Raw genomic sequence first — 17,815 nt, forward strand, 5'->3', positions numbered from 1 at the left:
CGTCAAGCCTTGCCGACGACGCTCTCGGGCAGGTCCTTGCCGAACACGCGCTGATAATATTCGGCGACCTGCGCGCGCTCGGCCTCGTCGCACTTGTTGAGGAACGAGAGGCGGAAGGCGAAGCCGACGTCCTTGAAGATCTCGGCGTTCTGCGCCCAAGTGATCACGGTGCGCGGGCTCATCACGGTCGAGATGTCGCCGGCGATGAAGCCCTTGCGCGTGAGGTCCGCCACGCGGACCATGTTCTCGACCAGCTCCTTGCCGCCCGGCTTGTCATACTCGCCCGACTTGGCGAGCACGATCTGCGCCTCGGTCGCGGCCGGCAGATAGTTGAGCGTCACCACCACGTTCCAGCGGTCCATCTGGCCCTGGTTGATCTGCTGGGTGCCGTGATAGAGGCCGCTGGTGTCGCCCAGGCCCACCGTGTTGGCGGTCGCGAACAGGCGGAACCACGGGTTCGGGCGGATCACGCGGTTCTGGTCGAGCAGCGTCAGCTTGCCCTCGGTCTCGAGGATGCGCTGGATCACGAACATCACATCGGGCCGCCCCGCGTCATATTCGTCGAAGACGAGCGCGGTCGGCGTCTGCAGCGCCCAGGGAAGCAGGCCCTCGCGGAATTCGGTGACTTGCTGGCCGTCGCGCAGCACGATCGCGTCGCGGCCGATCAGGTCGATGCGGCTGATGTGCGCGTCGAGGTTGATGCGGATGCAGGGCCAGTTGAGCCGCGCCGCCACCTGCTCGATGTGCGACGACTTGCCGGTGCCGTGATAGCCCTGGATCATCACGCGGCGATTGTGCGCGAAGCCCGCGAGGATCGCGAGCGTGGTGTCGGGATCGAAGACATAGGCGGGGTCGAGATCGGGGACGCGCTCGTCCGCCTCGCTGAAGGCCGGAACCTCCATGTCGATGTCGATGCCGAACAGATCGCGCACGCTCACCTTCTTGTCGGGAGCTTCGAGGATCGTGGTCTCGCGGCTGTCGGGCTGCGTGTTCGGAATATCGGCCATCATCACTTCCTGGAAATGCGCCTCGCGAGTTAGTCCCTCGCCCCGCCCACCGCAACGCCTCAGTCGTTGTCGAACGCAGGAAGTCCGAAAAGGTCGACGAAGCGCTGACCGAGTGACGGATCGCCGGTGAAGCGCACCTTCCCCAGCCGCTGCGATTCCGCGAGCGAGTCGGGGCCGTAGAAAACCGAGGCGAGCGTCAGCGGCTCACCTTCGAAGACCAGCGCAGCGCCTTCGGGATCGGCGCGCTCGATCTCCAGCCGCCCGTCGTCGACGCGCGCGCGGAACGGCTCGCCGCCGACGCGGAAGCCGAGCTCGGCCGGGAAGCCCCGCGCTGCCTCGCGATCGATCATCGTGCGCAGCGAGAGCATGAAAGCCGTGTTGCTGAGGCCCAGCGTCACGTCGTGCAACGGCGATCCCGCCGCCCAGCGGCTGAGCGCGAAGATCGGCTCCTCGAGCGCGCGGCCCCATTTGGTGAGCTCGTAGATCTGCGCATTGGCGGGCGACGGCAGCGTGCGCTTGCGGAGCACGCCCGACGCCTCGAGCCCTTCGAGCCGCTGGGTGAGGATGTTCGCGCTCAGCCCCGGCAGCCCCGCGCGAAGCTCGCTGAAACGACGGCCGCCGAGCAGCAGCTCGCGCACGACCAGCAGCGACCAGCGCTCGCCGACCAGCTCCATCGCCAACGCAGTACCGCATGAGTCCGGATACCAGCGGCGCGACTTGCTCAGACCCGAGTTGGTTATTTTTTGTGACTCCATGGTTGCTTTATGTAACTCCGTCGGGCATCAGAGGCAAGTAGGTGATTCGCCGGAGCCCGGCGACGCCCGTGCAGTGAGGGGAAGAACGATGTCGAACGCGAAGATGATTTTCGTGAACCTGCCGGTGGCCGACGTGGCCCGGTCGACAGCCTTCTACGAGGCGATCGGCTGCACCAAGGACGAGCGTTTCTGCCAGGCCGACACCGCATCGGCGATGGTCTGGTCCGACACGATCACGTTCATGATCCTGTCGCGCGACTTCTTCAAAAGCTTCACCCCGAAGCCGATCGCGGACGCGCATCAGACGACCGAAGTGCTGCTCTGCCTGTCGCGCGACAGCCGCGAGGAAGTGGACGCGATCGTCGAGGCGGCGGCCGCAGCCGGCGGCAAGGCCGACGTGCGGGAGAAGCAGGACATGGGCTTCATGTACGGCCGCTCGTTCGAGGACCCCGACGGGCACATCTTCGAGCCGATGTACATGGACGTGGAAGCCGCGCTCGCCGCTTCCGGCGAGGAAATCCAGGAAGAAGCGGCCTGAGCGCCGCGCCGTCAGGAGAGAGATCATGTCCTTCCAGGCCTATCTCACCAACATCGAAGCCAGGACGGGCAAGAGCCCGGCCGATTTCCGTGCCTATGCCGCCGCGAAAGACTGGCTGGCCGGGGGCTTGCTGCGCCCGGACGTGAAGGCCGGCACCGTGGTTGCCGATCTCAAGGAAAATTTCGCGCTGGGCCACGGCCACGCGATGGCGATCGTCGCCCTGCTCAAGGGAAGCAAACAAGAAGGCGACGCCTGACCCGCATCGACAGGAGAGAGAAGATGGACAAGCTCACGACCTGCATATGGTACAATTACACCGCTGAGGAAGCCGCGAACTTCTATGTCTCGCTGTTCCCCGGCAGCCGCATCACGCGCGTCCAGCGCACGCCGGCCGACACGCCGTCGCAAGAAGCGGGCGCCGTGATCGTCGTCGAGTTCGAATTGCTCGGGCAGAAGTTCATCGGCCTCAACGGCGGACCGCAGTTCCAGCAGAGCGAAGCGGTCAGTTTCGTGATACATACCGACAGCCAGGAAGAGACCGACAAGTTCTGGGACGCCATCGTCGGCAACGGCGGGCAGGAAAGCCAGTGCGGCTGGTGCAAGGACAAATGGGGCGTCAATTGGCAGGTGACCCCCAAGCGCCTGCTCGAGCTGGTTTTCGACAACCCGGACCCGGCCGCCGGAAAGCGCGCGATGGAGGCGATGTTCCAGATGCGCAAGATCGACATCGCGACGATCGAACGCGCCGCCGCAGGCAACTGAGAGGAGAGAGGCCATGCCCGTCGATCCGAACGCCCGCGTCGAAGTCACTGCCTATAACTGGGTACCCGAGTTCGCGCGCGGCTACGTCCGCGACTTCCGCGTCCGCTGGGCGCTGGAGGAAGCCGGCATCCCCTATCGAACGCGGCTGATCAGCCCGGTCGACAAGCCGGCGGACTATTTCGCCGAGCAGCCCTTCGGCCAGGTGCCGGCCTATCGCGACGACGACGTGCAGCTCTTCGAATCGGGTGCGATCGTGCTGCACATCGGCGCGCGCAGCGAAGCGTTGCTTCCCGCTGACACCGCGGGGCGTGCCCGGGCCACCGCCTGGATGATCGCGGCGCTCAACAGCGTCGAGCCATTCCTGATCGAGCTGACCACGATCGACTTCTTCGCCGAGGGTGAGGAATGGACGGCGCTGCGCCGGCCCGGCGTGGTGGAGACCGTCCGCAAGCGGCTTGCACACTTGGCCGACGCGCTGGGCGAACGCGACTATCTGCAGGGCCGGTTCACCGCCGGCGATCTGATGATGGCCTCGGCGCTCCGCATGCTCGACCATACCGAGCTGCTGGCCGAGCAGCCGCGGCTCGCGGCCTATCAGCAGCGCTGCCTCGCCAGGCCCGGCTATGCCGCGGCGATCACGGCGCAGCTCGCCGATTTCACTGCAGAACAACCCAAGGCAGCGTGAGGAGAGGGACAATGGCGTATCTGGACGGTTTCGTGGTGCCGGTGCCCGAGGGCAGCAAGCAGGCCTATCAGGAGATGGCGGCCAAGGCCTCCAAGGTCTTCCTCGAATATGGTGCGCTGCGCATCATGGAAGGCTGGGGCAGCGACGTGCCCCGCGGCACCAACACCGACTTCTTCATGGCGACCAAGGCCGAGGAAGGCGAGAATGTCGTCTTCTCCTGGATCATCTGGCCCGACAAGGCGACGCGCGACACGGGCTGGGAGAAGATCATGAAGGACGAGCGGATGCAGCCGCCGAGCCCGATGCCCTTCGACGGCAAGCGCATGTTCTGGGGCGGATTCGAGCCGATCGTCGACGAGAGCCAGGGCTGAACGGCCAAGCAGAGGGAGAGGGACGATGACCAATCCGCACGGAAGCTGGATCTGGTACGAGCTGCTGACGAACGACGCGCCGGCCGCGCTCGATTTCTACACCCGGGTCGTGGGCTGGACGCCGACCAAGTTCGAAGGCGCGCCGAGCGACTACACCATCCTCAACGCGGGCGGCGAAGGCCTGGGCGGCGTGATGCCCAACCCGATGCCCACTCCGCCCGCCTGGCTCGGCTATATCGGCGTGGACGATGTCGACGCGATGGTGGCGAAGATCGAGTCGCTCGGGGGCAAGGTGCACATGCCGCCCACGACGATGGAGCAGGTCGGCCGCATGGCGCTGGTCGAGGATCCGCAGGGCGTCAAATTCTACGTCATGCGCGGCGAGAGCCCCGAGGCGAGCAAGGCGTACGATCGCCGCGGCATGGGCAAGGCGAGCTGGAACGAGCTTTCGACCACCGACGATGCGGCCGCGTTGCAATTCTACGGCGAGGTCTTCGGCTGGCAGAAGGACGGCGCGATGCCGATGCCGTGGGGCGACTACAGCTTCCTGCGCGGTGCGAGCGACGCGGAAGTCTGGGGCGCGATGATGCCGCGCGAGAACGAAGGACAGCCGATCGGCTGGGGCTTCTATTTCCGCGTGGGCCAGATCGACGAGGCGAAGGCGCGCATCGAGCAGGGTGGCGGCACCGTCCGCGCCGGCCCGATGGAAGTGCCGGGCGGCGAATGGGTGGTCATGGCGACCGATCCGCAGGGTGCGGCCTTCGGGCTCGTCGGAACCAAGTGAAGGAGAGGAACGATGGCGCAATATGAGCTTTCGGTCACGCGGCTGATCGATGCCCCGGTGGACGTCGTGTGGCGCGTCTTCACCGAACAAACCAACGAATGGTTCTGCCCCAAGCCCTGGCGTGCCGAGGTCCAGTGGGACCTGCGCGCCGGCGGGCGCTCCAACACCGTCATGTACGGTCCCGACGGCGAGGAGCAGCATCTGGAGGGCGTGATCCTCGAGGCCGTGCCCGGCAAGCGCGTGGTCTTCACCGATGCCTTCAAGGGCGACTGGGAACCGGCAGGCCCCTTCATGATCGGCTTCTTCGAGTTCGAGGCCGAGGGCGACAAGACCCGCTACACCGGCCGCGCGCGGCACTGGACCCAGGAAGCCTACGACCAGCACAAGGCGATGGGCTTCGAGCCCGGCTGGGGAGCGGTCGCGGACCAGCTGGCGGCACTCGCCGAGGGAGCCAGGGCGGAGGCCTGAACCATGTCGACGGACTTCGCGCGCATGGCTTTCCCCAACGAGAGCCGTGAATATCGCGCGGCGCGCAACGCGCTGCTCGATGCGGAGATCGAACTACGCCGCCGGACGGAGGCCGTGGCCGCAATGCGCCGCGCGCTTCCGCCCGGTGGCGCGGTGCCCCAGGACTATGTGTTCGAGCGTATCGGCGCGGACTTTCGACCCGGGTCCGTGCGGCTGTCCGAGCTGTTCGGCGATTTCCGCACGATCCTGATCTACAGCTACATGTACGGCCCCGAGCGCGACAGTCCGTGCCCGGGCTGCACGCACCTGCTCGACGGGCTCGACGGCGCCGCGCGACACGTGACCAAGCGCGCACCGCTCTACGTCGTCGCGCGCTCGCCGATCGCGCGGCTGGCCGCATGGGCACATGCGCGCGGGTGGAATCACCTCCAGTTGCTCTCGACCGCAGGCAATGCCTATCCGGTCGACTATCATGGCAACACCGCCGGAATGCCCGCGGCGATGCGCGCCGAGCGCGGCTATGCCGAGGGCGAGAACCATGACGAGCCGATACTCAACGTCTTCACGCGGGACGGCGACACGATACGCCACTTCTGGGGCAGCGAGCTGGTGTTCGCGCCCGAGGACCCGGGGCAGGACCATCGCGGACTGGACAGCATCGATCCGGTGTGGGGCCTGCTCGACACCGTTCCCGAGGGCCGCGGCGATTTCTTTCCCAAGGTGAACTACTAGTGCGTATCGACATTCAGCCTAACGCGCTCCCTTCCTTTTGGGGAGGGGAGACGAATGTCGATACAGCCCAGGCCCCCCGGCGCAAAATCTTGCCGCTTGCAAAATAGGATTTGGCCTGAAACAAATCAGGAACGCTCTTTCTCAATCTGAATATAATCGGCGTCTCGCGCGCACACGCACACGCACGCGCGCAGGCACGTACGCACGCGCATGCGCCCGCGTTTGGGTATCCACTTTGTCCACTTCCGCCGTGTCAACTTCCGGCATCGCGGCGCCGGATCGGCCGATGGTCAGGCCCCGCTCGAACCGCCGCGATAGTGTGACCCTGGTGTGACCTTTGGTCGCGCAGGATGCGCGGCGGCGCTAGCGTAACGCGCTTCCCTCCCTGAAAGGAAGGGGAGATGAATGCGATACAAGCTAGGCGAAGGCCGGCGAGCTTTTGAGCTGCTGATAGGCCTCGATCACCTGCTGCAGCTTGGTCTCGTGGCTGCGGTCTCCGCCGTTCCGGTCGGGATGATATTTGCGGACCAGCTCCGAATAGCGCTTCCTGAGCGCCGTCCGGTCCGAATCGAGCTCGAGCGCGAGCGTGCGCAGCGCCTCGCGGTCCTTGCCCGACAGCGGCTTGCCGTCCTTGCGCTCGGCGCGGTCCTTCATCTTCTCGCGGAAGCGCGCGCCGATCGCGTCGAGCGGATCGGAGAAGTCGGCCCAGCGCGGCGGCCGGTCGGCACCGCCTGTGGCGTTGAACGCGCGGGTCTCGCGCTCCCAGCCGGCAAGCGGGCGCTGGGCGTCGTGGATCTCGTCAGGGCTCATGCCCGCGAAGAAATTGTACCCCGAATTGAACGCGCGGACGTGCTCGAGGCACAGCCAGCGATATTGCGCCGGTCCGTCGAAGCCGTGGCGGCCCTCGGCCGGGGGCGCGCGGAACTCGCCGGGCTCGGTGCAGCCGGGCTCGGCGCACAGCCGGCCCGACGCTTCCACACGGCCATGGAAACGCGCGTTCGGACGTTCTTTCCTGCTATGGCTGCTCGCCACGGGACTCCCTCAACCAAAGGGCCTATATAGGCGCGATGACCACGCCTGCCACCGGCCCGTTGGCCGACCAGATCGCCGCCCGTCTCACCGCCGCGCTCGACCCGACGCAGCTCGAGGTCGTCAACGACAGCGCCAGGCATCGCGGGCATCTGGGCGACGACGGCACCGGCGAATCGCACTGGACCGTGACGGTCGAGAGCGGAGCCTTTGTGGGGCTTTCGCGCGTTCAGCGACAGCGGCTGATCAACAATGCGCTCGCCGACCTGCTCGCCGGGCGCATCCACGCACTCGCGATCAAGGCCCGCGCACCGGGAGAATGACGATGGCGTACAAGCTCTGGTACTGGGCCGAAATCCAGGGCCGGGGCGAGTTCGTCCGACTGCCGATGGAGGCGGCCGGGATCGCCTATGTCGACATGGCCCGCGAGCGGGGCAGCGATGCGCTGATCGCCGACATGAAGGCGCGCACGCACCGACCGCCCTTCGCCCCGCCCTATCTCGACACCGGCGACCAGGTGATCGCGCAGGTCGCCAACATCCTGCTCTACCTCGGCGACGCGCACGGCGTCGGCCCGACGGACGCCGACGCGCGGTATTGGCTGCACGAGGTCCAGCTCACCGTCACCGATTTCGTCGCCGAAGTGCACCAGGTCCATCATCCGGTGGGCGTCGGGCTGTATTACGAGGACCAGAAAGCCGAAGCCGCCCGCTTCGCCGCCGAGTTCCGCGAGGCGCGGATGCCCAAGTTCCTCGGCTGGTTCGAGCGCTCGGTGCAGGGCGAATGGCTTGCGGGCGACAAATGGAGCTATGGCGATACCTCGATCTTCCAGCTGATCGAGGGGCTGCGCTACATGTTCCCCCGGCGGATGGCTGCGATCGAACGCGATTACCCGCGCCTGCTCGCGATCCGCGATCGCGTCGCGCACCTGCCCGGCGTCGCGGCCTACCTCGCCAGCGACCGGCGGATCGGGTTCAACACCCAGGGCATATTCCGTCACTATCCCGAGCTCGACGCCGGATGAACTGTACCTGGGGATGATTGTCCCCCTCGCTCCGGAAGGGCTATGGCCTGACGACAGCCACGGAGAAAGCGATGCTCGACGATCTGGTCATGCAAACGATCGAACCGACCAGCCACGATCTGGGCGGCTTCAAGGTCCACCGCACCTTGCCGTCGCGGCCGCGGACGATGGTGGGGCCCTTCATCTTCTTCGACCAGATGGGACCCGCGCACCTGTCGGTCGGCACCGGCATCGACGTACGTCCACATCCGCACATCAACCTCGCCACGGTCACCTATCTCTTCGCCGGCGCGATCGACCACCGCGACTCGCTCGGCACCTTCGCGACGATCGAGCCGGGTGCGGTCAATCTGATGACCGCGGGCAACGGCATCGTCCATTCGGAGCGCTCGCCCTCGGCCGAGCGCGCCAAGGGGCCCGAACTCTCGGGAATCCAGACCTGGCTCGCGCTCCCCGAAGCCGTCGAGGAGATGGACCCGGCCTTCGAGCATGTCGCCGCCGCGGAGCTGCCGATCGTCGAGGCGAGCGGCGCGCGGGCACGGGTGATCATGGGCAGCCTGTGGGGCGCGCGTGCGCCCACCACCACCTATGCCGGCACCATCTATGCCGACATCCAGCTCGATCCCGGCGCGAGCATCCCGATCGACGCCGAGGCCGACGAGCGTGCGCTCTATGTCGCGCTGGGAGACGCCAGCCTCGACGGGATGACGCTCGAGCCGATGACGCTCTACATCCTGCGCCCCGGCATCGCGGCGACGCTGCGCTCGCAAGGCGGCGGGCGCGTGATGCTGTGCGGCGGTGAGGCCTTCAGCACGCCGCGCCACGTGTGGTGGAACTTCGTCTCCTCCGACCGCGAGCGGATCAATCAGGCCAAGGAGGACTGGAAGGCCGGGCTGTTCCCCAAGGTGCCGGGCGACGACAAGGAATTCATTCCGATCCCGGAAGTGCCGAAGACGGTGAGCTATCCCTGAGCCTCTCCCCTCCCGCTTGCGGGAGGGGTCGGGGGAGGGCATGGTCTGGGCGCGGCGAGGAGGGGAAGCCCCTCCCCCAACCCCTCCCGCAAGCGGGAGGGGAACATGCAATCCTACGAACTCCAGCGCCTCGCTCTCCCCACCGGTGTCGAGCTCGACGTCGCCATTGCCGGCGACCCGGCGAACCCGCCGGTCATCCTGCTCCACGGCTTCCCCGAATCGCACCGCACCTGGCGCCACCAGATCCCGGTGCTGGCGGCGAACCATCATGTAGTCGCGCCCGACCAGCGCGGCTATGCGCGCTCGTCCAAGCCCGAGGGCGTCGAGAACTACACTCCCGACAAGCCGGTCGCGGACCTGATCGCGCTCGCCGACGCGCTCGATATCGATCGCTTCACTCTGGTAGCGCACGACTGGGGCGGCGCAATCGCCTGGATGGCGGCGCTCCAGCATCCGCGGCGGATCACGCGGCTGGTGATCCTCAACGCGCCCCATCCGCAAATCTTCCAGCGCACGCTGATCGACGACCCCGAGCAGCGCCGCGCGAGCCGCTACATCCGCACCTTCCGCGATACACGCATCGACCAGGGGCTGGTCGGCGCGGGACTGGAGCGTTTCTTCGCCTCCACCTTCACCCAGCACCTGGTGAGCGCCATCGCGGGCGAGGACAAGGCCGCCTATCTCGACGAATGGAGCCAGCCTGGCGCGATGACGGCGATGCTCAACTGGTACCGCGCGAGCAGCATTGTCGTGCCCGAGGAAGGCGAGGCGGTCGACCGGCCCGGCTGGATCGACGCCCCCTTCCCGCCCGTCACCCAGCCGACGCTGGTGATCTGGGGCATGAAGGACAAGGCGCTGCTCCCGTGCCAGCTCGACGGGCTCGATCGGCTGGTCCCCAACCTCACGCTGGTGAGGATCGAGGAGGGGGGGCATTTTATTCCTTGGGAACAGCATGAAGCGGTGAATGCAGCGCTGGGGGCGTGGCTGGCGCGGACCGAGGGGTAGCGAGCCGGGCGCGGGCCCGGGCGGCAGGGCTCGACGGCAGCTCGACGCGCTCGGCCAGCCGGGCGAGGCGACGCAGCAGCAGCCGTTCGCCGGCCCCGAGCCGCCCGGCCAGCCCGAGGCGAACCCGCATGTCCGCCGGCAGCAGATCGACCGCCGCACGCGCGCCAATCCGCTGAAGCCAGCGCGCCGGCCGCGGCAGGATGCTGGCGGTGCGCAATATCTCCAGCAGCTCGCCGAGGATCGGCGAAGGCTCCAGCCGCGGCGCCATCGCGGCCATCAGCGCATCCATCGCGGCTTCGGATTCGGGGGGATTTTCGACTCCGTAGAGCGCGGCGCCGGGCCTCGCCTCGCGATAATAGCGGTCGCGGTCGGCGGCCGGGACGGGCGCGGCGTAGCGGGCATAGGCTTCGAGGAACGCCCAGCTGGCCGTCGCCTGCACCCAGAGCAGCAGCTCGGGATCGTCGGCGCGATAGGCTTCCCCGTCGGGCGTCGTTCCCTCGATCGCGCCGTGCATGCGGCTCACGCGCGCCGCGAGCGCCTCGAAGCGGCTCCGCGCGCCATAGACCGTAATCATCGCCGCGGTGCCCGTCCGCCGCAGCCGGCGCGCGGGATCGCGCTTGAAGCTGGAATGATCCCACACGCCGTGGCGCACGCGCGGTTCGCCGAGCTCGAGCAGCACCGCGGCGATCCCGCCGACGTACATGGTCACCGGATTGCTGAACACGCGCCAGGAAACCGAATCCGGCGGAAGCACCGCGGGCTCGCCCGGGGGCGTGGAGAAGTCGGCACCGTCGAAGCCCGCGATCTGCGATGCGAGCCGGTCGAGAAGGTCGAGAATCATCGGCGATACAACGGGCAGGCCCTCGAACCGCTCCGCTTCCGCGCCTCGCCGCCTCCACGCTGGAAAAAGCGTCGCGAACCCTCTATCGGCCGGGCTTTCCCCAATTCTTGACGAACAGGCATTCTCCCATGGGTTTCCGCTGCGGCATTGTCGGCCTTCCGAACGTCGGCAAGTCCACGCTCTTCAACGCGCTGACCGAGACCGCGGCGGCGCAGGCGGCCAACTATCCCTTCTGCACGATCGAGCCCAATGTCGGGAACGTCGCGGTGCCCGATCCGCGGCTGCAGAAGCTCGCCGAGATCGCCGGATCGGCCAAGATCATCGAGACCCAGCTCGGCTTCGTCGACATCGCCGGGCTGGTCCGCGGCGCGAGCAAGGGCGAGGGGCTGGGCAACCAGTTCCTGGGCAACATCCGCGAAGTGGATGCGATCGTCCATGTGCTGCGCTGCTTCGAGAACGACGACATCCAGCACGTCGACAACAAGGTCGACCCGATCGCCGATGCCGAGACGGTGGAGACCGAGCTGATGCTCGCGGATCTCGAAAGCCTCGAGAAGCGCGTGCCCAACTACGTCAAGAAGGGCCAGCAGGGCGACAAGGAAGCCAAGATCGCCGCCTCGGTGCTCGGCCAGGCGCTGGAACTGCTGCGCGAAGGCAAGCCCGCACGGCTGACCCAGCCCAAGGATGCCGAGGAAGCCCGGGTCTTCGCCCAGGCGCAGCTGCTCACCGGCAAGCCCGTGCTCTACGTCTGCAACGTCAACGAAGAAGATGCCGCCAACGGCAACGAGCTCTCCGCCAAGGTATTCGCCAAGGCCAAGGCCGAGGGCGCCGAGGCGGTGGTCGTCTCCGCCGCGATCGAAGCCGAGATCGCGACCATGCCGCCCGAGGAGCGCGGCGAGTTCCTCTCCGAGCTGGGGCTCGAGGAGACCGGCCTCGCCCGCGTGATCCGCGCCGGCTACAAGCTGCTCCACCTGCTCACCTTCTTCACCGTCGGTCCCAAGGAGGCGCGGGCCTGGACTGTCCATTCCGGCGCCACGGCACCGGAGGCCGCGGGCGAGATCCACAGCGACTTCGAGAAGGGATTCATCCGCGCCGAGACGATCGCCTACGACGATTACGTCGCGCTGGGCGGCGAGGCCCGCGCCCGCGAGGCGGGCAAGCTACGCGCCGAGGGCAAAGCCTATGTCGTCCAGGACGGCGACGTGATGCACTTCCTGCACAGCTGAAGCCTTCAGCGGCCAGCGGGTCTAGCGCTGGCCGCCCTCGAACGCCGCCAGTATCGGGCAAGGCCCGCCGTCGCCCGATCCGCATTCGCGCGCGAGCTTGCGCAGCGCGTCGCGCGAGGCCTGGAGCTCGGCGATCCTCGCATCGAGCGCGGCGATCTGCTCGCGGGCGAGCTCCCTTGCCCGGGTGCGGTCGTCGCGCGCGTCGAGCGCGAGCAACTCGGCGATCTGTTCGAGCGTGAAGCCCGCCGCCTGCGCCGAGCGGATGAACTTGAGCCGGCGCACGTCCGCATCCGAATAGCGACGCACGCCGCCCCCGGTGCCATGGCCCCCGGGACGCGCCGGCGTGTCGATCAGTCCGCGGCGCTGGTAATAGCGGATCGTCTCCACCCCCACGCCGCCCGCGCGCGCCAGCCCGGCGATCGTCATTTCCATGCCGCTTGACTCCGTACCATGGTACGGACCCTATATGGCTCGCGAACGCTGATTTCGCAAGGAAACCGCCATGGCCGCATCGGCACCGCGCAAGGCCGTCCTCTATCGGATGGTGATGGACAAGCACCTCTGCCCCTGGGGGCTGCGCGCGCTCGACCTGCTGCGCCGCAAGGGCTTCGAAGTCGAGGACCATCATCTCACCACGCGCGCCGAGACCGATGCCTTCAAGGCGGAACATGGCGTGCAGACCACGCCCCAGACCTTCATCGACGGCGAGCGGATCGGCGGGTACGACGATCTGCGTCGCTATCTGGGGCTCAAGGTGCGCGATCCCAAGGCGCTGACCTATGCGCCCGTGATCGCGCTGTTCGGGATGGCCGCGGCGATGGCGCTGGCGGCGAGCCAGGCGGCGACGGGCACGCCCTTCACGCTCCAGGCGCTGACATGGTTCATTTCCTTCGCCATGTGTCTGCTCGCGTTGATGAAGCTGCGCGACGTGGCGAGCTTCTCGACGATGTTCCTGGGCTATGATTTGCTCGCGCAGCGCTGGGTGCCCTATGCGATGCTCTATCCGTTCGCCGAGGGCCTGGCCGGCGTGCTGATGGCGGCCGGCGTGCTCACCTGGTTCGCGGCGCCGCTCGCGCTGTTCATCGGCAGTGTGGGCGCGGTCTCGGTGTTCAAAGCGGTCTATGTCGACAAGCGCGAGCTCAAATGCGCCTGCGTCGGCGGCGACAGCAACGTGCCGCTCGGCTTCATCTCGCTCACCGAGAATCTGATGATGATCGGCATGGCGGTCTGGATGCTGAGCGGGGCCCATGGATGAGCCCGCCGATGCGCACTTGCGGGCGCGGCGGGCAGGCGTAGAAAGCGGGACGATGCTGGCTCGCCTGATCCTTGCGCTGCTCGTGGCGCTGCTGCCGCTGCCTGCCTCAGCAGCGGGCGCCGCGTGCCATACGAGCACCATGGCCGCCGCGTCGGCCGCGAATCACGGGCATATGCCCAAGCCGGCGCATGCGCAGCAATCCGCCTCGGACGAGCTTTGCCTGGGGTGCGTGGCACCATCGACACTCCACGGCCCGTTGCTCGACGAACCGCTCGGCCACGCCCGCGCCCTCCAGAAACCGCATGCGCTGACCGGCGCCACGCTCGTGGCTGCGCCGCCCGCAACGCCTCCCCCGCGATCCGAAGTCTGAACCCCTGCGCGCCTGCGCAACGTTCAACCTTTCGGAGATTCCAGATGACCAGATTCGCATTGCTCGCGGCTGCCGCCGCGGCCGCGCTCGCCGCGTCTCCTGCCGCCGCGCAGGACCGCCACCACCATATGGAGCCGATGCCGACGCCGGGTCCTTCGCCGACGCCCGCTCCCGCTCCCGCTCCTGCTCCTGCTCCTGCTCCTGCTCCGGCCCCAGCTCCAGCGCCCACGCTCCAGGGTCATGCTGGCCATGCCGGGATGGACATGGGGATGGGCGGCCGCATGGATGCCGAGCCCCAGGCCAACAGCTCGGGATCGGGCACTTCGCTGCTTCCCGGCGCCGAGGGCGGGATGCACGGCCTCCACCTGATGGCCGGCGACTGGATGGTGATGGCGCACGGCACCGCGATGCTCGCCTATACCGACCAGGGCGGCCCTCGCGGCGACGACATGCTCTATTCGAGTTCGATGGCGATGCTCTCGGCCGAGCGGCGCTTCGACAGCGGCACGCGGCTGGCGTTCAATGCGATGGTCAGCCTCGATCCGATCAACGGCCAGCGCGGCTATCCAAACCTGTTCGCGACGGGCGAGACCGCACACGGCGAACCGCTGGTCGATCGCCAGCACCCCCACGACTTCTTCATGGAGCTGTCCGCGCGCGTCGACGTGCCTCTCGGCGAGGGGCTGACCGGCTTCCTCTACGGCGGCCCCGTGGGCGAGCCCGCGCTCGGGCCCACTGCCTTCATGATGCGGCGCTCGGCGCGCTATCTGCCGCTCTCGCCCATCTCGCACCATTGGTTCGACAGCACGCACGTGACGTTCGGCGTGGTAACCGCCGGCATCGCAACGCGGACGCTGCAGCTCGAGGGCTCGGCCTTCCGCGGCCGCGAGCCCGACGAGAACCGCTGGGACATCGAGACGCCACGGCTCGACAGCTGGAGCCTGCGCGCGACCTTCACGCCGTCGCCCAACTGGGCGTTCCAGCTCAGCCACGGCCGGTTGGAGGAGCCCGAGGCGATGCATCCCGGCCAGGACGAGCGACGCACCACGGCCAGCGCGCATTATGCGCGGGACGGCTTCTCCGCGATGCTCGGCTTTTCGGCCAAGGATCGCGTGCCCGGCCCGACGCGGACCGCCTGGCTGGCCGAAGCGAACTGGGACCTGACGCGGCACCACAGCGTCTTCGGCCGGATCGAGAATGTCGCCGCCGACGAGCTCTTCCCCGATCACGACGATCCGCTCCACGACCGCGCGTTCCGGGTGACTCGCTTCGAGGCCGGCTATGCCCATCGCATTCCGCTCGACAGCGCAGCGGAGCTGGCGCTGGGCGGATCGCTGGCGGCCTATGCCAAGCCGCAGGCGCTCGCGGCCTATGGCAGCGCGCCGATCAGCTACACGTTGTTCGCGCAGCTGGCATTGGGCCAATAGGGACTTCCGGGGGCAATAATCCCCGGGCATGGGCCGCGGCATGCGCTGGTATTCCAAACTCGCCGCCGCGGCCGCCGCCGCTCTGCTACAGGCCTGCGCCACGGCGCCGATACAGGCCCCGGCTCCCATTTCGACCGCGGTCGAAACGCGCGCGCCGGTGACGATCCTGGTTTCGATCGACGGCTTCCGGCCCGATTATCTCGATCGCGGCGTCACCCCCATGCTGTCGCGGCTTGCAGCGGAAGGCGCCACCGGGCGGATGCGGCCGAGCTTTCCGAGCAAGACCTTCCCGAACCACTGGACGCTGGTGACGGGCCTCCGCCCCGATCGGCACGGAATCGTCGCGAACAAGATGGAGGATCCCGCCCGACCCGGCGAGATCTTCACCCAGGCGAACGACGATCCTTTCTGGTGGAACGCGGCGACGCCGATCTGGGTGGATGCCGAGCGCGCAGGCATCCGCACCGCCACCGAGTTCTGGCCCGGATCGAACGTGGCGATCGGAGGCACCCGCCCCGATCCCCATGAAAGCGACGTGCAAGGGGGCGAGCGCCCTTCCGACTGGCACCAGTTCAACGAGGCGATCGACGGCGCGCAGCGTGTCGATGCCGTGCTCGACTGGCTGCGCCGCCCCCCCGCTCTGCGGCCGCGGCTCGTCACCCTCTATTTCGACACGGTGGACACCGCCGGCCACCATTTCGGCCCCGCCGACGCGCGGACGACCGCCGCCGTTGCCGAGGTCGACCGACGGGCCGCGCAGCTCGTCGCCGGGCTCGCCGAGCTGGATCAACCGGCGAACCTGATCCTGGTCGCGGACCATGGCATGGCGCCTACGAGCAGCGATCGCGTGGTTACGATCGAACCCTATGTAGCCGCCGGGGATTATCGGTCGCTGGAGACCGGCCCCTTCGCCACGATCATCCCGGCCGCGGGCAAAGAAGCGGCGGTGGAGAAGGGCCTGCTCGGCCGGCACCCGCATATGGAATGCTGGCGGAGGCGCGAGATCCCGGCGCGCTTCCATTATGGCGCCAATCCCCGGATCGCGCCGATCTTCTGCCTGGCCGAGACCGGCTGGCTCATCGCCAGGAACGCCTCCGACCGGCCCTCCACGGGCGGCGCCCATGGCTATGATCCCGCTGCGAGCGACATGGCGGCGCTGTTCATCGCGCACGGCCCCGCCTTCCGGGCGGCGCGGCTGCCGGCATTCGACAATGTCGACGTCTATCCGCTGCTGCGCGACCTGCTCGGCCTGCCGCCGGCGCCGGCGGCCGACGGCAGCGACACGGTGTTCGCGGCTGCCCGGCGTCGTTAGCGCTTGCCAAATATTAGTTTCGGGACGAAACCGAATTCATGCGCTATCTGGATGACGTCTCCGTCGGCGAGCGGGCGAGCTTCGGCAGCTATCAGGTCACTCGTGAGGAAGTGCTGGCGTTCGCCGGGCGATACGATCCCCAGCCCTTCCACCTTTCCGACGAGGCGGCGGCGGCCACGCACTTCGGCCGGCTCGCGGCGAGCGGCTGGCACACCTGCGCGATGACGATGGCGATGTTCGTCGAGCATATGAAGGCGCATCCGCAGGCGAGCCTGGGCGCCGCGGGGGTGGACGAGCTGCGCTGGCTCAAGCCGGTCTATCCGGGCGATACGCTCCGCTGCGAGACCGAGGTGCTCGAAGTCACGCCGTCGCGCTCGCGGCCCGACATGGGCAGCGTGCGCACGCGGATGACCACGTTCAACCAGAAGGACGAGCCGGTGCTGAGCTTCGTCGCGCGCGGCCTCATGCAGCGCCGGCCGGCGGCCGCTCCCGAGGCTTAATTCCGCGGCGCGCCTGGATCGGCAAGGGCCGTCGGTCCACCTTCGACGCCGGCATAGGCATGGCCGCCGGCGCAGGCGGCGGTGCCCAGGCCGAGCGCTGCGATCACCACCAGCGCTGAAAAACGACGAACGGACATCGGACCAACTCCCCGGACTATCGAAGGGGGAACGTGCAGCGCGGACGCGCCGTTCCGCTCAATGCCCCTCGAAGCCGACCAGCGCGTTGACTGCGATCCCGTCGCCGCGCAGCGCGTCGGCGCCGCCGAGCTCGGGCAGATCGACGACGAAGGCCGCCTGGACCACTTCCGCGCCCGCCTTGCGCAGCAGCCGCACCGCCGCGCGGGCCGTACCGCCGGTGGCGATCAGGTCGTCGACCAGCAGCACGCGCGCGCCGGGGGCGCAGGCATCGGCATGGATCGCGATCCGATCGGTGCCATATTCGAGCGCATAATCCTCAGCGATCGTCGCGCCGGGCAGCTTGCCGTCCTTGCGGATGAGCAGCACGCCGGTGCCGAGCCGGTAGCCGACCGCCGCGGCGAAGAGGAAGCCGCGCGCCTCGATCCCCGCGACCAGATCGACCTGCCCGTCGACAGCCTCCGCCATCCGCTCGACCGTGAGGCGCAGCCCCTCGGGATCGAGCAGCAGCGTGGTGATGTCGCGGAACTGGATGCCGGGCTTCGGGAAGTCGGCGATGGTACGGATGCGCGAGCGGATGTCTTCATTGTCCTGCGCCATGCGGACCTCCGGAAAAGA

25 protein-coding genes are annotated in these 17,815 nt (G+C 68.0%); 18 read left to right on the forward strand and 7 right to left on the reverse strand.

Going from position 1 to position 17,815, the window contains the following annotated elements:
- Positions 1 to 2: 2 nt before the first annotated feature.
- Positions 3 to 1,007 carry a cobaltochelatase subunit CobS gene (gene cobS, locus J7500_RS00920; RefSeq protein WP_294059168.1) on the reverse strand — a complete coding sequence of 335 codons (1,005 nt, stop codon included), beginning with the start codon at positions 1,005 to 1,007 and terminating at the stop codon, positions 3 to 5.
- Between the two features lie 59 nt (positions 1,008 to 1,066).
- Positions 1,067 to 1,762 (reverse strand): winged helix-turn-helix transcriptional regulator, encoded by a 696-nt coding sequence (locus tag J7500_RS00925; RefSeq protein WP_294059170.1) that lies wholly within the window; start codon positions 1,760 to 1,762, stop codon positions 1,067 to 1,069.
- An 88-nt stretch (positions 1,763 to 1,850) separates the two neighbouring features.
- On the opposite strand from J7500_RS00925, the gene J7500_RS00930 reads away from it, so the two are divergent.
- Genes J7500_RS00930 through J7500_RS00965 form a run of 8 tightly spaced genes read left to right on the forward strand, consistent with a single transcriptional unit; the run spans position 1,851 to position 6,102 of the window.
- Positions 1,851 to 2,300 (forward strand): VOC family protein, encoded by a 450-nt coding sequence (locus J7500_RS00930; RefSeq protein WP_294059172.1) that lies wholly within the window; start codon positions 1,851 to 1,853, stop codon positions 2,298 to 2,300.
- 25 nt (positions 2,301 to 2,325) lie between these two features.
- A complete protein-coding gene (locus J7500_RS00935) occupies positions 2,326 to 2,556 on the forward strand; it encodes a DUF4287 domain-containing protein (RefSeq protein WP_294059173.1) in 231 nt (76 codons plus the stop codon).
- A gap of 23 nt (positions 2,557 to 2,579) precedes the next feature.
- Positions 2,580 to 3,062, forward strand: a complete 483-nt coding sequence (locus J7500_RS00940; RefSeq protein ID WP_294059175.1) for a VOC family protein — start codon at positions 2,580 to 2,582, stop codon at positions 3,060 to 3,062.
- Positions 3,063 to 3,075: 13 nt separating this feature from the next.
- Positions 3,076 to 3,747: a glutathione S-transferase family protein gene (locus tag J7500_RS00945; protein ID WP_294059177.1), complete on the forward strand. Its 672-nt coding sequence runs from the start codon at positions 3,076 to 3,078 to the stop codon at positions 3,745 to 3,747.
- 11 nt (positions 3,748 to 3,758) lie between these two features.
- Positions 3,759 to 4,118, forward strand: a complete 360-nt coding sequence (locus tag J7500_RS00950; protein ID WP_294059180.1) for a DUF1428 domain-containing protein — start codon at positions 3,759 to 3,761, stop codon at positions 4,116 to 4,118.
- Positions 4,119 to 4,143: 25 nt separating this feature from the next.
- A complete protein-coding gene (locus J7500_RS00955; protein ID WP_294059181.1) occupies positions 4,144 to 4,902 on the forward strand; it encodes a VOC family protein in 759 nt (252 codons plus the stop codon).
- A 12-nt stretch (positions 4,903 to 4,914) separates the two neighbouring features.
- Entirely contained in the window at positions 4,915 to 5,370 is a 456-nt protein-coding gene (locus J7500_RS00960) for an SRPBCC family protein (RefSeq protein ID WP_294059184.1), read from the forward strand.
- 3 nt (positions 5,371 to 5,373) lie between these two features.
- Complete coding sequence (locus tag J7500_RS00965) at positions 5,374 to 6,102, forward strand: DUF899 family protein (protein WP_294059186.1); 729 nt, start codon at positions 5,374 to 5,376, stop codon at positions 6,100 to 6,102.
- Positions 6,103 to 6,519: 417 nt separating this feature from the next.
- On the opposite strand, the gene J7500_RS00970 is transcribed toward J7500_RS00965, so the two are convergent.
- Entirely contained in the window at positions 6,520 to 7,080 is a 561-nt protein-coding gene (locus J7500_RS00970) for a DnaJ domain-containing protein (RefSeq protein WP_294060651.1), read from the reverse strand.
- 89 nt (positions 7,081 to 7,169) lie between these two features.
- On the opposite strand from J7500_RS00970, the gene J7500_RS00975 reads away from it, so the two are divergent.
- The 4 genes from J7500_RS00975 to J7500_RS00990 all read left to right on the forward strand — a co-directional run bounded on the left by J7500_RS00975 (position 7,170) and on the right by J7500_RS00990 (position 10,131).
- Positions 7,170 to 7,454 (forward strand): BolA family transcriptional regulator, encoded by a 285-nt coding sequence (locus J7500_RS00975; protein WP_294059189.1) that lies wholly within the window; start codon positions 7,170 to 7,172, stop codon positions 7,452 to 7,454.
- Positions 7,455 to 7,456: 2 nt separating this feature from the next.
- Positions 7,457 to 8,155 carry a glutathione S-transferase gene (locus tag J7500_RS00980; protein ID WP_294059191.1) on the forward strand — a complete coding sequence of 233 codons (699 nt, stop codon included), beginning with the start codon at positions 7,457 to 7,459 and terminating at the stop codon, positions 8,153 to 8,155.
- Positions 8,156 to 8,226: 71 nt separating this feature from the next.
- A complete protein-coding gene (locus tag J7500_RS00985; protein ID WP_294059192.1) occupies positions 8,227 to 9,126 on the forward strand; it encodes a pirin family protein in 900 nt (299 codons plus the stop codon).
- Between the two features lie 105 nt (positions 9,127 to 9,231).
- Positions 9,232 to 10,131, forward strand: a complete 900-nt coding sequence (locus tag J7500_RS00990) for an alpha/beta hydrolase (protein WP_294059194.1) — start codon at positions 9,232 to 9,234, stop codon at positions 10,129 to 10,131.
- Here J7500_RS00990 and J7500_RS00995 read toward each other — a convergent pair.
- Positions 10,061 to 10,972: an oxygenase MpaB family protein gene (locus tag J7500_RS00995; protein ID WP_294059195.1), complete on the reverse strand. Its 912-nt coding sequence runs from the start codon at positions 10,970 to 10,972 to the stop codon at positions 10,061 to 10,063. The two genes, J7500_RS00990 and J7500_RS00995, sit on opposite strands and share 71 nt — an antisense overlap.
- 128 nt (positions 10,973 to 11,100) lie before the next feature.
- Between J7500_RS00995 and ychF the strand changes: the two genes are divergently transcribed.
- On the forward strand, positions 11,101 to 12,198 hold the full coding sequence (ychF, locus tag J7500_RS01000; protein WP_294059198.1) for a redox-regulated ATPase YchF: 1,098 nt from the start codon (positions 11,101 to 11,103) through the stop codon (positions 12,196 to 12,198).
- A 21-nt stretch (positions 12,199 to 12,219) separates the two neighbouring features.
- On the opposite strand, the gene J7500_RS01005 is transcribed toward ychF, so the two are convergent.
- Positions 12,220 to 12,630, reverse strand: coding sequence for a MerR family DNA-binding protein (locus tag J7500_RS01005; protein ID WP_294059200.1), 411 nt, complete (start codon positions 12,628 to 12,630; stop codon positions 12,220 to 12,222).
- A gap of 70 nt (positions 12,631 to 12,700) precedes the next feature.
- On the opposite strand from J7500_RS01005, the gene J7500_RS01010 reads away from it, so the two are divergent.
- Genes J7500_RS01010 through J7500_RS01030 form a run of 5 tightly spaced genes read left to right on the forward strand, consistent with a single transcriptional unit; the run spans position 12,701 to position 17,062 of the window.
- Positions 12,701 to 13,453 carry a glutaredoxin gene (locus tag J7500_RS01010; protein ID WP_294059201.1) on the forward strand — a complete coding sequence of 251 codons (753 nt, stop codon included), beginning with the start codon at positions 12,701 to 12,703 and terminating at the stop codon, positions 13,451 to 13,453.
- A complete protein-coding gene (locus J7500_RS01015; RefSeq protein ID WP_294059203.1) occupies positions 13,446 to 13,823 on the forward strand; it encodes a hypothetical protein in 378 nt (125 codons plus the stop codon). Before J7500_RS01010 ends, J7500_RS01015 begins: the two co-directional genes overlap by 8 nt.
- Positions 13,824 to 13,867: 44 nt before the next feature.
- Positions 13,868 to 15,250: a hypothetical protein gene (locus tag J7500_RS01020; RefSeq protein ID WP_294059205.1), complete on the forward strand. Its 1,383-nt coding sequence runs from the start codon at positions 13,868 to 13,870 to the stop codon at positions 15,248 to 15,250.
- Between the two features lie 40 nt (positions 15,251 to 15,290).
- A complete protein-coding gene (locus J7500_RS01025) occupies positions 15,291 to 16,562 on the forward strand; it encodes an ectonucleotide pyrophosphatase/phosphodiesterase (RefSeq protein ID WP_294059206.1) in 1,272 nt (423 codons plus the stop codon).
- Between the two features lie 38 nt (positions 16,563 to 16,600).
- Complete coding sequence (locus J7500_RS01030; protein WP_294059208.1) at positions 16,601 to 17,062, forward strand: MaoC family dehydratase; 462 nt, start codon at positions 16,601 to 16,603, stop codon at positions 17,060 to 17,062.
- On the opposite strand, the gene J7500_RS01035 is transcribed toward J7500_RS01030, so the two are convergent.
- Both J7500_RS01035 and J7500_RS01040 read right to left on the reverse strand, forming a co-directional pair.
- Positions 17,059 to 17,199: a hypothetical protein gene (locus J7500_RS01035; RefSeq protein ID WP_294059209.1), complete on the reverse strand. Its 141-nt coding sequence runs from the start codon at positions 17,197 to 17,199 to the stop codon at positions 17,059 to 17,061. The genes J7500_RS01030 and J7500_RS01035 overlap by 4 nt on opposite strands.
- A 58-nt stretch (positions 17,200 to 17,257) precedes the next feature.
- Complete coding sequence (locus tag J7500_RS01040; protein ID WP_294059212.1) at positions 17,258 to 17,797, reverse strand: adenine phosphoribosyltransferase; 540 nt, start codon at positions 17,795 to 17,797, stop codon at positions 17,258 to 17,260.
- Between the last annotated feature and the right edge of the window lie 18 nt (positions 17,798 to 17,815).

The sequence above is a fragment of the Sphingomonas sp. genome, assembly GCF_017744835.1.
Lineage (GTDB): Bacteria > Pseudomonadota > Alphaproteobacteria > Sphingomonadales > Sphingomonadaceae > Sphingomonas.

What these genes read in the sequence shown, in the direction of transcription:
- cobS (WP_294059168.1), bottom strand. Translation starts at nt 1,007, where the DNA reads ATGGCCGATATTCCGAACACGCAGCCCGACAGCCGCGAGACCACGATC.
- J7500_RS00925 (WP_294059170.1), bottom strand. Translation starts at nt 1,762, where the DNA reads ATGGAGTCACAAAAAATAACCAACTCGGGTCTGAGCAAGTCGCGCCGC.
- J7500_RS00930 (WP_294059172.1), top strand. Translation starts at nt 1,851, where the DNA reads ATGTCGAACGCGAAGATGATTTTCGTGAACCTGCCGGTGGCCGACGTG.
- J7500_RS00935 (WP_294059173.1), top strand. Translation starts at nt 2,326, where the DNA reads ATGTCCTTCCAGGCCTATCTCACCAACATCGAAGCCAGGACGGGCAAG.
- J7500_RS00940 (WP_294059175.1), top strand. Translation starts at nt 2,580, where the DNA reads ATGGACAAGCTCACGACCTGCATATGGTACAATTACACCGCTGAGGAA.
- J7500_RS00945 (WP_294059177.1), top strand. Translation starts at nt 3,076, where the DNA reads ATGCCCGTCGATCCGAACGCCCGCGTCGAAGTCACTGCCTATAACTGG.
- J7500_RS00950 (WP_294059180.1), top strand. Translation starts at nt 3,759, where the DNA reads ATGGCGTATCTGGACGGTTTCGTGGTGCCGGTGCCCGAGGGCAGCAAG.
- J7500_RS00955 (WP_294059181.1), top strand. Translation starts at nt 4,144, where the DNA reads ATGACCAATCCGCACGGAAGCTGGATCTGGTACGAGCTGCTGACGAAC.
- J7500_RS00960 (WP_294059184.1), top strand. Translation starts at nt 4,915, where the DNA reads ATGGCGCAATATGAGCTTTCGGTCACGCGGCTGATCGATGCCCCGGTG.
- J7500_RS00965 (WP_294059186.1), top strand. Translation starts at nt 5,374, where the DNA reads ATGTCGACGGACTTCGCGCGCATGGCTTTCCCCAACGAGAGCCGTGAA.
- J7500_RS00975 (WP_294059189.1), top strand. Translation starts at nt 7,170, where the DNA reads ATGACCACGCCTGCCACCGGCCCGTTGGCCGACCAGATCGCCGCCCGT.
- J7500_RS00980 (WP_294059191.1), top strand. Translation starts at nt 7,457, where the DNA reads ATGGCGTACAAGCTCTGGTACTGGGCCGAAATCCAGGGCCGGGGCGAG.
- J7500_RS00985 (WP_294059192.1), top strand. Translation starts at nt 8,227, where the DNA reads ATGCTCGACGATCTGGTCATGCAAACGATCGAACCGACCAGCCACGAT.
- J7500_RS00990 (WP_294059194.1), top strand. Translation starts at nt 9,232, where the DNA reads ATGCAATCCTACGAACTCCAGCGCCTCGCTCTCCCCACCGGTGTCGAG.
- J7500_RS00995 (WP_294059195.1), bottom strand. Translation starts at nt 10,972, where the DNA reads ATGATTCTCGACCTTCTCGACCGGCTCGCATCGCAGATCGCGGGCTTC.
- ychF (WP_294059198.1), top strand. Translation starts at nt 11,101, where the DNA reads ATGGGTTTCCGCTGCGGCATTGTCGGCCTTCCGAACGTCGGCAAGTCC.
- J7500_RS01005 (WP_294059200.1), bottom strand. Translation starts at nt 12,630, where the DNA reads ATGGAAATGACGATCGCCGGGCTGGCGCGCGCGGGCGGCGTGGGGGTG.
- J7500_RS01010 (WP_294059201.1), top strand. Translation starts at nt 12,701, where the DNA reads ATGGCCGCATCGGCACCGCGCAAGGCCGTCCTCTATCGGATGGTGATG.
- J7500_RS01015 (WP_294059203.1), top strand. Translation starts at nt 13,446, where the DNA reads ATGGATGAGCCCGCCGATGCGCACTTGCGGGCGCGGCGGGCAGGCGTA.
- J7500_RS01020 (WP_294059205.1), top strand. Translation starts at nt 13,868, where the DNA reads ATGACCAGATTCGCATTGCTCGCGGCTGCCGCCGCGGCCGCGCTCGCC.
- J7500_RS01025 (WP_294059206.1), top strand. Translation starts at nt 15,291, where the DNA reads ATGCGCTGGTATTCCAAACTCGCCGCCGCGGCCGCCGCCGCTCTGCTA.
- J7500_RS01030 (WP_294059208.1), top strand. Translation starts at nt 16,601, where the DNA reads ATGCGCTATCTGGATGACGTCTCCGTCGGCGAGCGGGCGAGCTTCGGC.
- J7500_RS01035 (WP_294059209.1), bottom strand. Translation starts at nt 17,199, where the DNA reads ATGTCCGTTCGTCGTTTTTCAGCGCTGGTGGTGATCGCAGCGCTCGGC.
- J7500_RS01040 (WP_294059212.1), bottom strand. Translation starts at nt 17,797, where the DNA reads ATGGCGCAGGACAATGAAGACATCCGCTCGCGCATCCGTACCATCGCC.